The 12,394-nt window shown below is 53.1% G+C and carries 11 protein-coding genes; 5 read left to right on the top strand and 6 right to left on the bottom strand.

Features of this window, described 5'->3' with window-relative positions:
- Nucleotides 1-3: 3 nt before the first annotated feature.
- The 3 genes from FCS97_RS16420 to FCS97_RS16410 all read right to left on the bottom strand — a co-directional run bounded on the left by FCS97_RS16420 (nt 4) and on the right by FCS97_RS16410 (nt 3,549).
- Nucleotides 4-2,439, bottom strand: coding sequence for an ATP-binding protein (locus FCS97_RS16420; RefSeq protein WP_138519513.1), 2,436 nt, complete (start codon nt 2,437-2,439; stop codon nt 4-6).
- Nucleotides 2,440-2,553: 114 nt separating this feature from the next.
- Nucleotides 2,554-3,333 carry a hypothetical protein gene (locus FCS97_RS16415; protein ID WP_138519512.1) on the bottom strand — a complete coding sequence of 260 codons (780 nt, stop codon included), beginning with the start codon at nt 3,331-3,333 and terminating at the stop codon, nt 2,554-2,556.
- A 3-nt stretch (nt 3,334-3,336) separates the two neighbouring features.
- A complete protein-coding gene (locus FCS97_RS16410) occupies nt 3,337-3,549 on the bottom strand; it encodes a hypothetical protein (protein WP_138519511.1) in 213 nt (70 codons plus the stop codon).
- Nucleotides 3,550-3,702: 153 nt separating this feature from the next.
- On the opposite strand from FCS97_RS16410, the gene FCS97_RS16405 reads away from it, so the two are divergent.
- From FCS97_RS16405 to FCS97_RS16395, 3 genes are all read left to right on the top strand, one after another.
- Entirely contained in the window at nt 3,703-4,173 is a 471-nt protein-coding gene (locus FCS97_RS16405; RefSeq protein WP_138519510.1) for a thioesterase family protein, read from the top strand.
- Nucleotides 4,170-5,090: an alpha/beta fold hydrolase gene (locus tag FCS97_RS16400; protein WP_171035357.1), complete on the top strand. Its 921-nt coding sequence runs from the start codon at nt 4,170-4,172 to the stop codon at nt 5,088-5,090. The genes FCS97_RS16405 and FCS97_RS16400 overlap by 4 nt, the downstream gene beginning before the upstream one ends.
- A 199-nt stretch (nt 5,091-5,289) precedes the next feature.
- Nucleotides 5,290-5,664 carry a 5-carboxymethyl-2-hydroxymuconate Delta-isomerase gene (locus FCS97_RS16395; protein WP_138519509.1) on the top strand — a complete coding sequence of 125 codons (375 nt, stop codon included), beginning with the start codon at nt 5,290-5,292 and terminating at the stop codon, nt 5,662-5,664.
- Nucleotides 5,665-5,677: 13 nt separating this feature from the next.
- On the opposite strand, the gene FCS97_RS16390 is transcribed toward FCS97_RS16395, so the two are convergent.
- The 3 genes from FCS97_RS16390 to FCS97_RS16380 form a co-directional block, all read right to left on the bottom strand.
- The gene (locus tag FCS97_RS16390) at nt 5,678-6,448 is read right to left on the bottom strand and encodes a lipase family alpha/beta hydrolase (protein ID WP_138519508.1); all 771 of its coding nucleotides are present in this window, start codon (nt 6,446-6,448) and stop codon (nt 5,678-5,680) included.
- Between the two features lie 214 nt (nt 6,449-6,662).
- Nucleotides 6,663-7,937, bottom strand: coding sequence for an NAD(P)/FAD-dependent oxidoreductase (locus tag FCS97_RS16385; protein WP_171035356.1), 1,275 nt, complete (start codon nt 7,935-7,937; stop codon nt 6,663-6,665).
- Nucleotides 7,938-7,947: 10 nt separating this feature from the next.
- Nucleotides 7,948-8,295, bottom strand: coding sequence for a c-type cytochrome (locus FCS97_RS16380; protein ID WP_246066413.1), 348 nt, complete (start codon nt 8,293-8,295; stop codon nt 7,948-7,950).
- Nucleotides 8,296-8,477: 182 nt separating this feature from the next.
- On the opposite strand from FCS97_RS16380, the gene FCS97_RS16375 reads away from it, so the two are divergent.
- Together FCS97_RS16375 and FCS97_RS16370 are read left to right on the top strand one after the other, a co-directional pair.
- Complete coding sequence (locus FCS97_RS16375) at nt 8,478-11,528, top strand: parallel beta-helix domain-containing protein (RefSeq protein ID WP_212746508.1); 3,051 nt, start codon at nt 8,478-8,480, stop codon at nt 11,526-11,528.
- Between the two features lie 5 nt (nt 11,529-11,533).
- Nucleotides 11,534-12,349, top strand: coding sequence for a mechanosensitive ion channel family protein (locus FCS97_RS16370; RefSeq protein WP_171035355.1), 816 nt, complete (start codon nt 11,534-11,536; stop codon nt 12,347-12,349).
- Nucleotides 12,350-12,394 lie beyond the last annotated feature (45 nt).

Here is a 12,394-nt window from a genome sequence, read left to right as displayed (position 1 = left end):
ATGCTAGTAGGTACGGCTGTGTTCTTGTAGGCGGGCCTGAATGTCTTCAATCAACAAGTCCGGATCAAAAGGTTTTGTAATGAAATTGGTGAAACCAATGTTGAGGCATTCATTTCTCATGCTGTTGCTGACATGTCCCGAGACTGCGTACACCAGCAAACCCTGAAGTTCCTCGCGCTTGCGTATCAACCTGGTTGCCTCCAGCCCGTCCATCACGGGCATTTGCAAGTCCATGAGCACCGCATCGAAATGCGCGTTACCGCTGGTTAAAAGCGCAAGTGCATCTGCCCCGTTGTTCACGCAGCTCACCGCAACCCCCCGGTTTTCCAGTAATTTTTTAAACACCTTGGCATTCAAGGTGTTGTCTTCGGCCAGCAACAGGCGAAGTGGGGCTTGCTGAGGCTGATCTTGTTCTACGGGCGATTCTTGCTTGCCAGCCGGTTTGTAGGCCCGGTCCAGGCGGCTTCGCGTCAGTGGTTTCATCAACAGGCGAATCTGGCGTTGTTCAGCGATTGCGGGCAACTCGGTACCAAGCCAAACCATGTCTTGCCCCAAATTGGCTTGCCTGTCGAGAAACTGGCTCAGCCACTCGGCTTTGGATGCAGTGAATGGACCGGGCATGTCCAGCAAAATGCGCGCATTGTTGTGAACAGGCAATATTTTTTCTTGTGTAGAACTGTGATGAATAAACTGAACTTGCCAATCGGGTTCCAGTGTTTGGGCAAGCCTTGATTCCATCGGCGTTTCACCGATTTGCAGCAAAATCCGGCTACCTGGATTGACCACCGGTTTGGCTCGACCCTGACTCAGGTTGCCATGCGGCAGCGGCAATCGAAACTCAAACTGGGTTCCAATATTGGGTTCACTGCGCACATGGATGGTGCCTCCCATCACTTCAATGATTTGCCTGCAAATGGCCAAACCAAGCCCAGCGCCGTTGTAACGTTTTTGAAGTGATGAGTCGACTTGATAGAAGGCATCGAAAATCCGTTCAATGTCGTGCCCGGGAATGCCAACGCCAGTGTCGGAAACCACAACAATCAGTTGATCTTGTTCCCTGCTTTCCGCCACGACGCGGATTTGCACGGTGACTCGTCCGAAGTGGGTGAACTTGAATGCATTTGAAATCAGATTCTGAATGACTTGTTCAATTCGGCCACGGTCGCCGTGGTAGGTGGCCCGGCTTGCAGGAAGTTCCAGCAACACAGGTTCAACGCCTGGTTTTTGAAGCCACTGCTGTTGCAGCATGTTTGCCGTGTTGTCGATCAGATCATCGATTCGGAAATCATTGTTGTTGAGGCGAAAGTATCCCTGACGTATTTTCGACAGGTCCAGCAGGTCATTCACAATCGTATGCACAGATTCGCTGGATTGTTTGATGGCCCTGCCCAGTTCCTGAATTTCGACAGGGTAGCCTGGGGCATCAAGCATAATCGCGATGCTGTTGATCGAAGTCAGTGGTGTTCGAATTTCATGCGACACATTGGCAATCAGCTTGTCTTTCAGTTCGTTTGCCGATTTTGCCGACTCATACGCGGCCTTCATGGCTCTTCGGGAACGATATTCGTACAGGGACATCCAGACCACCATGGTCATGGTAATCACGGCCAACAACACCAGGTAGGGATGTAATCCGATGGGTTTGCTCCACCCCTGTTTGGGCGCCACTTCAATGGTCCATTCGCCGTAGGGGAAAAACACGGTGGACGAAATCGGGTCACTCAGCGTGGTGGCGGGGTCTCCATGTACTTTTTGCCAGTTGGCGTTCATTGGGCTTTTTTGTTGAACACTGACCAACAGCCCTTGTTGTTCCAAGGGTTCAATTACTTTTTGTTTAAGGTGTTCAAAGTCGATCAACACGGCAGCGAAACCCATGAGGTCCCGATTGTTGTCCGGGTTGCGTTGCCGAAAAACCGGATAGCGAAGAATCAAGGCATGGCCGCCTTGGACCAGTTCGCGGGGGCCTTCCATGATGGTTTTTCCGGTCAACGCTGCTTCTTCGAGGAAAGGGGCAGTGAGCGGCGCTTTGTAAAGGTTCATCCCAATTGCACTTTGATTCAGTGCCGGGTTGGTCAAGAATGTCAGTATGCCGTCGGGGGCGTATTGCAGGCTTCGAATGGCGGGGTTATCGACAGAAAGCAGGGTAGAAAATTGCTCAAAACTGGATTGGTCCAGCCGGGGTGTTTGTCGCACAAACACCTCAATGGCATGAAGGCTGGCACTGGCTTTGCCGACAATTTTCTCAAGCGTGTTGGCATAGTGGTCCAGGGTGTAACGAACTTCTGCCTTCACCCGCTGGGTTTCGCTTTGAACCTGTATGGAATTGAACAAGGCCAGACTGAGAAGGCAGGCTGACAAAGCGATACCGATCAGCCATGGCAAGAGCCCCAGTGAAGACTGGTGGTCGTGGTTACTGGCAGGTGTTTTAGGCGAGGCCATGGCGGGAGGAACTCATTGGTTTGGGGCCAAGAGTAGTCCTTCCGCACTTGCTTGCATCGGGTGATTAAGGTGGTTTAATTGCCCCGTTTACAATTGTTGTCAGTTTGTGCGGCGTCAGGCCTGAAAAAAGGCAATCAAACGATCCGCATAACCCATTTCTTCAGCTTTGGCCTTGGCCTTGGCCCGGTAAGTCTTGTTGACCTTGTCCGTTAGTTTGGCCATGCGAGCCTGTGCCTTTTCATCCATTTCGGCTGTGATCAAGCCCACCTCAACCAGCAGGTTCTCCTCGGTGAAAGCGACGGCGATCAGTTCAATCAGTTTTTCATCGCTCAGCATATTGGCTAGTTTCGCAATTCGGTCTTTGCGCTGGGCATAAAACGAAATATGCAGGTTCGCGGCTGGGTCCTTGATCACTTCCATGATCTCAATGGCTTTCTTCTCGGGAATGTAGTCTGTAAAACCACCCAGCACATGGAAGTCGCCATGTTCAACCAGTTTGGCTGCCACTTTCTTCAATTGCTCAACAGGCAGGTCAGACAACATGTCCACGGCACGCTCGGGAATCTGTTCCCTTGCAACCTCGGCCATAAAGTCAGCATCAAACAATTTGCACAGGCTGATCGCTTTGCTCATGGGGGTGAAGTACGACATATTGGCCGTAATCGCCGGGCCAAAAACCTTGGTGCACAAGGTTGCACTGATAGAGTCGGGGGCCAGTTTGCCGGCACCGGCAATTTTTTCGAACACCGGGCCGAATTTGTTCAGCAGGCTGTTTTGAAAATTGGTGCGCAGTTTTTGCAACGCCAGGGCATCGAGTTTGTCCAGGTAGGCCAACTCGTCGGCAGACTTGTGCAGGGCTTGCGCCAGGCGGCGCAGTTCGGTGTTTCTGTCCATGATTTACAGTCCCAGAATTTTTTTGACGGTGCCGCGCAACAGGCGGGGAATATGCTCCAGCGCGTTGTCCATGCTTTCTTTTAAAAATGCATCGTGGGCTTGGTGGGCAGCGGCCAGGTCTGTGGCCAGTTTCTTTTGATTCGCGGCACTTAGCTGTTCAAGCTCGGGCATGGGTTCTCCCAGCGCGTCGATCAATGCGGCGTCCAGTTTGGGCATGCTTGTCTCCTGTTTTGATTAAGTTTTGATGAATGATAAGTTGATTTTTTGAATTCGACAGTTTTTCTTTCCCGTTTAGAGTGCAGGGTCAAATTCAGCAGGGGGGCATATCGCATACACTTTCAATCAGCACAAACAAAACCAAATATTTTCATGGCACGCCTGCAACTGGACTTTCCGGACGACAACTTCTTTTACACCACTGCACTGACGGTACGGATCACGGACATCAACGCGGGCAACCATTTGGCCAACGACTCCATGATCTCCATGATTTCGGAGGCCCGGGCGCGGTTTCTGTTTCACATGGGCGTGCCCGAATTGTCGGAGGACAAAACCGGCATCATCGTGACCGACCTGGCCACCATGTACAAAAGCGAGGCCCATGCGCGCGATCAACTCCTGTTTGAAGTCGGGCTAATGGACTTCAACAAATACGGTTGCGACATTATTTTCAGAATTACACGGGCTGCCGACAGCCGCCTGATTGCCCTGGCGAAATCAGGTTTTGTATTTTTCAGTTACTCGGCCAGCAAAGTGGTGCCGATGCCCGCCCACGTTCTCAACACCTTTCAACAAGCCTTGGCCGACAATGTATCGGCCAAAAAAGCGAGCAAGCAGTGAATATTTATCAGCCTTTGAAGCAGCATGAATCAAGATTTGTCGACTTGCGTGGTTTGCGCAGCCATTTGCATTGCTGGGGCCCTGAAGATGCGCCTTTGCTGGTGATGGTGCACGGCTGGATGGATGTGGGCGCCAGCTACCAGTTTGTGGTGGATGCCTTGAAAAAGGATTACCGGGTGGTGGCGCCCGACTGGCGAGGATTTGGCTTGAGCGATTGGCCCGTGGCAGATGGTTCGCCCGGTATCCGTTCTTACTGGTTTCCAGATTACCTGGCCGACCTGGATGCCTTGCTGGATCATTTCTCGCCCACACAGCCTGTGAACCTGGTGGGGCACAGCATGGGGGGCAATATTGCCATGATGTATGCGGGTGTTCGCCCTCAGCGCATTCGCAGCGTGGTGAACCTTGAAGGTTTTGGCATGCTCGATTCACCTCCAGAAAAAGCCCCAAAGCGTTACGGCAACTGGCTGGACGACATTAAAACCCCCAAAGAACTGCGCACCTACAACAGCCTTGAAGCAGTGGCCAAGCGTTTGCAAAAAACCAACCACCGATTGAGCGACGAGAAAGCCATGTACCTGGCGCAATTCTGGAGCAGGGTTGAAAACGATGGTTACAGTTTGCTGGGCGATGCCGCCCACAAAATCATGAATCCGATCGGTTACCGCCTGGCCGAGGCCCAAGCCTGTTGGAGTCATATTGCTGCGCCAGTATTGCATGTTGAGGCCAAACAAACCGAGGCAGGGTTGTGGTTAAGCCGGGCTGGCGAGCCAGTGGATTTTGATGCATTCCGTACGCGTTTTGATTGCGTGCCAAAGTGGGAATCGGTGATTGTGGACAACGCGGGGCACATGGTTCACCACGATCAGCCCGAGGTTTTGGCGCAGTTAATTGAAAGGCACATTGAAAAAGAATAAAAAAAAGCCGACTTCCTTGGAAGCCGGCTTAACCTTTCTCGCTTGCGGAGAAGAGGAGACATGAGGTTGAGCACTGTTACAGCACTCAATGTAAACATTTTCGCGCTAAGCTTCCGGATCGGCAAGCAGATTTGTAGGTAATTTATACTAGACAAAACTATGAACTTTCACGGTTTTGTCACATAAACAGGCTTTGAGCATGCCCCACATCACAATTGAATACAGTGACAATCTGCACCATCTGGACGAGTCCTGGGTGCTGCTTCAGGTCAATAAAGCCTTGATGGGTTTGGGTATTTTTATGGATGCCGACATCAAAACCCGTATTCATGGCTTGCGTTCCTACCGCATGGGCGTGGCCGCCGCTGAAAGCGGAGATCATGCATTTGTGGCAGCCACAGTCGAGCTGCTCAGTGGGCGGGAGTTTTCAATTCAAGAGCACTTGGGCCAAGTGCTGCTCAAGGTGCTTGAAAGAACCTGCCTTCAAACCGGTGGACCGCAAACCCAAATCAGCGTGCATGTGCGTGAAATGCAGTCCGAGTTGTATTTCAAATCGGTCAGCAAGCGCAGCTAATCACTTTGGCGAATCAGGCGCCCAATAATTGATGCGGGTTCTGGCCCTGCATTTTTCGTTTTAACAGTTCAATCAGTCTGGGTTCATCCAGCAAGGCCATGTGGCCCGTGCGGTCGATCACATGGTTGGCTGCGCCTTCGAGATGGGCATACCGGTGGTGCAAAATCAGCGCATCGGGAATGGCGATCACACTGCTCATTTTTTGCCGGTGCGAGTCGTCTTCCACATTCAGTTGATTCAAAAAGTCGCTGTTGGGCAGCATGTCTGCGGCACAGTCACCTACACCCAGGTGGGCCATGCGCGTGCCATTGTTGGGCGAAGCCAGGGTGAACAGGTGTTGCACCTGGGTTTGGCTGTGCCACCGCGTGCTCATGGCCTTGCGTACGATCAAGCCGCCCATGGAATGGCCCACCAGGTAGGTGTTTGCACCTTCGCATTCGGGCTGGCCAAGCACCGTGTCCATGTAGTGCCCGAAATCACGTGCCATGTCGTGCACCGAGGCCAACACATAGCGTGGTTGATACAAGGCCACTCGCACGCCGCTCCACAGCAATTCTTCATACAGGGTGGCAAAGCAACCCGGTTTTTCCATGTAACCCGGCACCATGAACACAATGGGCAACTGGCGGTTGTGGAAGTTTGGGCTGAATTCAGGCACGAATTGCGCTACGCGTTGGCGAAACAGAAAGCTTAAGCCAAACAAGTAACCCTCGCGGGCAGCAAGTTTTGCAACATCGGCCATGCCCAGTTTTGGGTGACCATTGACAGGTGTTTGACTGGCCATTTGATTGTCCCTTTTCCAAAATACTTTCAGGATTACTGGCTCGTTTTGTTTAAATTACGCTTGTATGCGCATTTACTACAATTCAATTAACGGTCAAAAAAGTGTCCTGTTGAGTAAATAGAACACTACACAGGGTAAATACGGGGTCTTCTGACGATAAAAAAAGGCCAGCAATTGCTGGCCTTCCCGATTTGAACTGATGTTGGAACGCGTGCTACACCAGCGTATCCGCCCAAATGTTCTGGGCCCAGTTCCAGGCGTAAGTGCCTTCCAGCTCGTTGGGTGCGGCAGACACGCCGCCTGAACCCTCAACAGTCAAGAAGGTTTTCTTCTCGGCGTTGTACACATGCACGCTGGCCACGTGAATCACGTTACTGGTAGTGACATAGCTGTAGCAGGTGTTGTTGGTCAAGGGTGTGGCATTGGGTTCCCAGCCGCTAAGCTGCGCAACAATGGCGGCCGCAACCACTTTGGCCTGGCTGTTGGCCATGTGGCCGCTTTTCGGCATCAAGGGTGCGCCTTGCACTGAATCGCCGATCACATGCACATTGGGCGCAACAGTCGATTCGAAGGTCATGTAGTTCACTTCGGCCCAGCGATTGTTCAGGTTGGCAATGCCGGAATCGACTGCCAGTTTGCCTGCGCGCTGGTCGGGCAGAATGTTCAGTACATCGCCTTTGATGGGGTCTTCAAACTCGAAGCGAACCGTTTTCGTCGCGCCATCCACCCCAGTCACTTTCATGTTGGGGCGATATTCCAGAATGCCTTTGTACTCGCTTTCCCAAACGCCTTTGAACAGCTTGCCTTTCGACGTCACGTCGGCGTTTGCATCCAGCAACAGCACTTTCGATTTTGGCTTGTACTGCTTGAAGTAGTTGGCCACCATGCTCGCGCGCTCGTAAGGGCCGGGGGGGCAGCGGTAGGGGGCCAGGGGTACGTTCAGAATGTAGGTGCCGCCATCGGGCATGGCTTCCAATTGTTTGCGCAAGCCCACGGTTTCTGGGCCGGCTTTCCAGGCTTGAAGGATTTGACCGCTGGCATTGGCTGCGGCCAAGCCTTCGATTTTGTCCAGTTGCAAATCAATGCCGGGCGACAACACCAGTTTGTCGTAGGGCAGGGTTTTGCCGTTTTTCAGTTTCACAGTGCGTTTTTCAACGTCAATGGCAGTCACGTAATCTTTCACCATTTTCACGCCGTGGTTGCGTGAAAGGCCGGTGTAGGGAGTGCTGATTTCGTTGATCTTGCGAATGCCTCCCACCACCAAATTGCTCATTGGGCAAGAAATGAAAGTGGAATTGGGTTCAACCAGGGTCACATCCAGCTGGTTGCCCGAAAGCATGCGCAGGTATTTGGCCGCAGTGGCACCGCCGTAACCACCACCAATCACCACCACTTTGCCTTTGGCGGTTTTTGCGGTGGCTGACAAGGGCATGCCACCCAACAGGGCTGTGGCCAGTGCGCTGGTTTGTAAAAATTGTCTTCTTTGCATGGTGCGCTCCTTAGTCTTTTTTGCCGAGGTAGTTGGCGATGATGTCGATTTGCTCGTCGGTGTAGCCCTTGGCAAGTTGATGCATCACGGTGGCGGGGCGCTGCCCGGTTTTAAACCAGATCATATTGGTTTTGATGTATTCCACACTCAGGTTGGCAAGCCCGGTGACTGCGCTGCCTTGCACGCCTACGCCGTTGGTGCCGTGGCAGTTGGCGCAAGTGGCAGCCAGGCTGGCGGCCTGCAGTTTTTTCTCGGGTGTCATTTCGTTGGCGATGGCGCCAGTGCCCAACAGCAAGCCACTGCCAGCCAGTGCCATGCCCGCCAGCAGGCGTGCGGCGCGTTGTTTCAAATCAGTCATTGCTGTCCCTCCGGTTCTTATTTGAGTGAATGCTTTTGTTCACGTTACGGGTCGAATATGAATCATGACGCATGCAGTGTCAATTAGCCGACACAATGCCAAATCCAATCTGATTCTAGCGTGGTAACAGGTACAGGCAAGCAGTTTTTTCTCATATGCATATAACAAGATCGAGGTTGGACGTGGCTCACTCCAAACGTGCACTGCAAGCAGTACTCCTTTCCCTGTCCACACTGGCGCTCAGCGCATGCTTGTCTTCAGGCGGCGATGACCCCACCAATACCGCTGGTGGAGGCACGGTGATCAACCCGGCCGAGTCTACGGGCAGGGTGTTCCTGATCGAGCCCGGGCCGAATGCCACCGAGGAAATGGTCAAGGCCATGGTGCAGCTCAAGCCCAAAGACATTTTGCGGTTTGACTGCGGCTTTTTCGATTTGAAAACCGGCATTCAGATTACAACCACCGAGGATGTGATCATTGAAGGCTGTGGCATGGACGAAACCTTCCTGTCTTTTCGCGACAGCACCTCGCAAGAGGGCTTTCTGGCGTCGAACGTGCGCGGAATTACTGTGCGCAACCTGACCATTGGTGATTCACCGGGTGATGCCTTCAAAATGAAGGGCGTCAACCACGGTACCTTGAAGAAAGTACGTGCCATTTGGAGCAGCGGCCGCAAGTTGCCCGAAGAGCGCCCAATTACTGCGGCCAACTTCCGCGATGAAATCAAGGTGGCCTGTACGGACCCTGCACGCCACAACCCGGCCAACCCCAACCCGCTGGAAACCGACAACACTTCGCCTGACTACACGGTAAGCACGGCGTCTGGCCGCTACGGCATTTACCCGGTTGAAAGCCGTAACATTTTGGTTGAAGAAACTGAAAGTATTGGTGCCTCTGATGCCGGCATTTATGTGGGCCAAACCAACATTGCCAAAATTCGCAAAAGCCGGGCAGCCTTCAACGTGTTCGGGTTCGAGATTGAGAACGTGGTGGATGGTGAATATTCCGAGAACCTGGCCGAATGCAATTCCGGTGGTTTTCTGGTCTACGACCTGGACAACCTGACGCAGTATGGCTCGCGCTCACGGGTGTACAACAACATTTCCCGCAACAACAACACCTACAACTTTGCCGTGCCCGGTTCGATCGTGGCCAACGTGCCGCGTGGTTCAGGCCTGATTACGCTGGCTTACGACAAAATTGATATTTACGACAACGTGTTCGAGAACAACGGCACCGCTGGCATTATTTTGACCAGCTATGATTTGCTGGGCGAGAACGGCGATCGTCGAATGGATGTGTACTCCGAGGCGGTGAACATTTTTGACAACACCTTCATCAACAATGGCAATGATTTGCCGCAGCCAGACTTTGCATCCATTCTGGCCACTCAAGGTGGGCAGGTAACCAGCGCCTTTCCGGCGGTGGTGGGTTTGAAAAACGCCTTGGGTGGGGGTGGTTACCGGGGTGCGCACATTGTGTGGGACGGCTATACCGACACGCTGAACAGCAGTTGCGATTTGCCCAAAGACCGCAATGGCGACAATGTAGCCGTGGATGCCGATGGAAAACCCATTCAGGGCAACCACAACCCCAACCCCAGTTGCCGCTACAACAAATACAAGTTCGAGACCAACGGCCAACGCAAAGTGCCAGCCTGGTGGTTCAGCTGTATCAACCCCAACAACAATTTTGGTTCAGACAGTTTGGCCTTTTCCAACTTCCACGGCACTCGCGGCCTGGATGCGGTGATCAACCTGAACACCAACGACCCTACAGCCAATTTGTCGCTCGAATACATTCAGTCGATTGCCACAGGCATCCCGCTGTTGCCCAGTGAGTTCGACATCAGCAAACACGATTGCATGGCCCGCTTTGGCGCAGATTTGCCGCGCTTGCCCGACTTTGAATTCGAGCCCTTTGTGCCCAGTGGCCAGTTTGCGCCCGAGCCTACCGCAGAGGCTGTGAAGGCTTTGTGTGAGGTGCCCTTGAAGGCAGGCGTAGTTAACGAGGCCGCAGCGCAAGTGAACTGCCCTGATTTGGCCCAGTACAACCTGTTTGCCGATGATCAAAACCCGGCCAGCCGACCCAACGGGCAGGGCATGCCGTATGTGTTGAACAGCAAACTGTTCAGCGATTACTCCATCAAGCACCGCGTGATGTTTATTCCGGAGGGCAAGCAGGCCCGCTTCCTGGAAGACGAAGAAAGCCGCGTGAATTCCACCATCGAGTTTCCGGTGGGCACCATCATTGTGAAAACTTTCTCCTTCGTGGATCAACCCGCCGCACGTGAAACGCCTTATGAAACACGCTTGCTGATCAAGCGCCAACGCACCGATGGTCAAAACTATTGGGAAGCGCTGGAGTACATTTGGCAAGATGCGGGCAATGGCAAACGCAAGGCGGTGCTGACCCAGTTTGGTGGAAGCGCGGCGGCTACCTGGGACTATGTGGACGTGGATTCTGGCAAGCGGCAGGTGGGCAGCACCAATGCCTACATGTTCCCCAATGCCAGCCAATGCGCCATTTGCCACAGCAACAATGATGTGGACCCCGGTTCGGCACCGATTGGCCCCAAGCCACGCAATTTGAACCGTGCCTATTTGAATGAATCACCCTTGTTCACCGGTCAGGCCCAACACCCGGTCAGTGGCAAAAACCAGTTGAAGTTCATGTGCGAAACCGGTTTGATGAATGGTTGCCCCAGCAGTTTTAATCTGGATCAGCGCCAGGTGGCCACCAACGTGAACCACATTCCGAGGTTCAACAATCCGGGCGATTCAGGCATGCCAGCCAATTCGAAAGGTGACATTGAGGCGCGCGCGCGTGCTTACCTGGAAGTGAACTGTGCGCATTGCCACAACGTGAATGGGCAGGCCTCCAACACGGGCTTCTATGTGGATGTGTTCCGGGCGGTGGACAGCACCTATGGTATTTGTAAAAAGCCAACGGCCAGTGGCTCGGAAGGGCGGGGCACCCGCACTTATGACATTCACCCGGCCATGTCGAGCGATTCCATTGTGCCTTATCGCATGGGCCCCGAGGCCGTGGAGCTGGCTGCGAAAATGCCACCGCTGGCACGCAGCGTGGTTCACACCGAAGGTGTGGCACTGATCAATCAATGGATTGACCAAGTGATCGACGCCAGCTACCAGAATGCAGATGCATGCCAGGAAGGCAACAGTTCAGGCGGTGGTTTGCCCTTGATTGGAGGCCTTCCCCTGTTACCATAGCAGGCATGGAATTACTGAAAGATCCCACCACCCTGTTTTTGATCAAACTGGCCATCACCTTCGGGTTGATGGCCAGCGGTTTCTTTGTAAACCGGGCTTTGTCCTGGTCGCTGCGCAAACTCCACCCCTATCACCCTGAAAAGGCGCGCTCGCAACTTGTTTTCTTGAAGAACCTGGTTCGAATGTCGGTGTTTTTTCTGCTGATTTCGGTGTGGGCCTCGCAAATTACGGGTGCGTTTCTCAGTGTGGTGGCCATTGCAGGTGCAATGATCATTACTGGCAAGGAAGTGGTGCTCAGCTTGCTGGGTTATGTGAATATTTCACTGTCCAAGCCGTTCCGGATTGGCGATTACATCGAAATTGGCACACAAAATGGCCGGGTAATTGACATCGATTTGCTCAGCACCAAGCTGTTTGAAATAGGCATGTCGGGCAAATACACGGGGCGTCGCCTTGCCGTGCCCAACGCCATGGTGTTGACACAAACCATCAAGCATTTGTCCATGTTGGGCAAATTCAGTTTGTACACCATTGAAATCATTCTGCCCTTCAAAGCCGACACGGCGCGGGCCGAGCAGGTGGCCCTGCAAGTGGCCAATGCAGTGTCGGCCAGTTGGCTTGAAGAGGCCGATCAGTATTTTGACCGGATTGAGGTGTCGGAATTTGTGGATTTGCCCGGCGCAAAACCCGAGGTGTTCTGGCAAGCCTACAATGAATTGGCGCATAAAATGATTGTCCGCCTGGCCTGTCCGCTGGAAAAGCGTGGTGATGCAGAACAAGCCATTTACAAGGGTTTCTGGCGCGAATTCGGGCCAGTGTAGGCGGGTTTGCTTCGGGAACCTCTTGCCCAAGCGGTGGGTCTATTG

Source organism: Limnobacter alexandrii (assembly GCF_005871185.1).
In the GTDB taxonomy this organism is placed as follows: domain Bacteria; phylum Pseudomonadota; class Gammaproteobacteria; order Burkholderiales; family Burkholderiaceae_B; genus Limnobacter; species Limnobacter alexandrii.
The sequence above is the reverse complement of the archived record's forward strand: the minus strand, read 5'-3'. Positions and strand labels throughout refer to the sequence as shown.

Bases quoted from the DNA above. Each gene is read 5' to 3' on its own strand.
- FCS97_RS16395 (WP_138519509.1), top strand. From the start codon at position 5,290: ATGCCCCACATCACAATTGAATACAGTGACAATCTGCACCATCTGGAC.
- FCS97_RS16385 (WP_171035356.1), bottom strand. From the start codon at position 7,937: ATGCAAAGAAGACAATTTTTACAAACCAGCGCACTGGCCACAGCCCTG.
- FCS97_RS16390 (WP_138519508.1), bottom strand. From the start codon at position 6,448: ATGGCCAGTCAAACACCTGTCAATGGTCACCCAAAACTGGGCATGGCC.
- FCS97_RS16380 (WP_246066413.1), bottom strand. From the start codon at position 8,295: ATGACTGATTTGAAACAACGCGCCGCACGCCTGCTGGCGGGCATGGCA.
- FCS97_RS16410 (WP_138519511.1), bottom strand. From the start codon at position 3,549: ATGCCCAAACTGGACGCCGCATTGATCGACGCGCTGGGAGAACCCATG.
- FCS97_RS16405 (WP_138519510.1), top strand. From the start codon at position 3,703: ATGGCACGCCTGCAACTGGACTTTCCGGACGACAACTTCTTTTACACC.
- FCS97_RS16415 (WP_138519512.1), bottom strand. From the start codon at position 3,333: ATGGACAGAAACACCGAACTGCGCCGCCTGGCGCAAGCCCTGCACAAG.
- FCS97_RS16370 (WP_171035355.1), top strand. From the start codon at position 11,534: ATGGAATTACTGAAAGATCCCACCACCCTGTTTTTGATCAAACTGGCC.
- FCS97_RS16420 (WP_138519513.1), bottom strand. From the start codon at position 2,439: ATGGCCTCGCCTAAAACACCTGCCAGTAACCACGACCACCAGTCTTCA.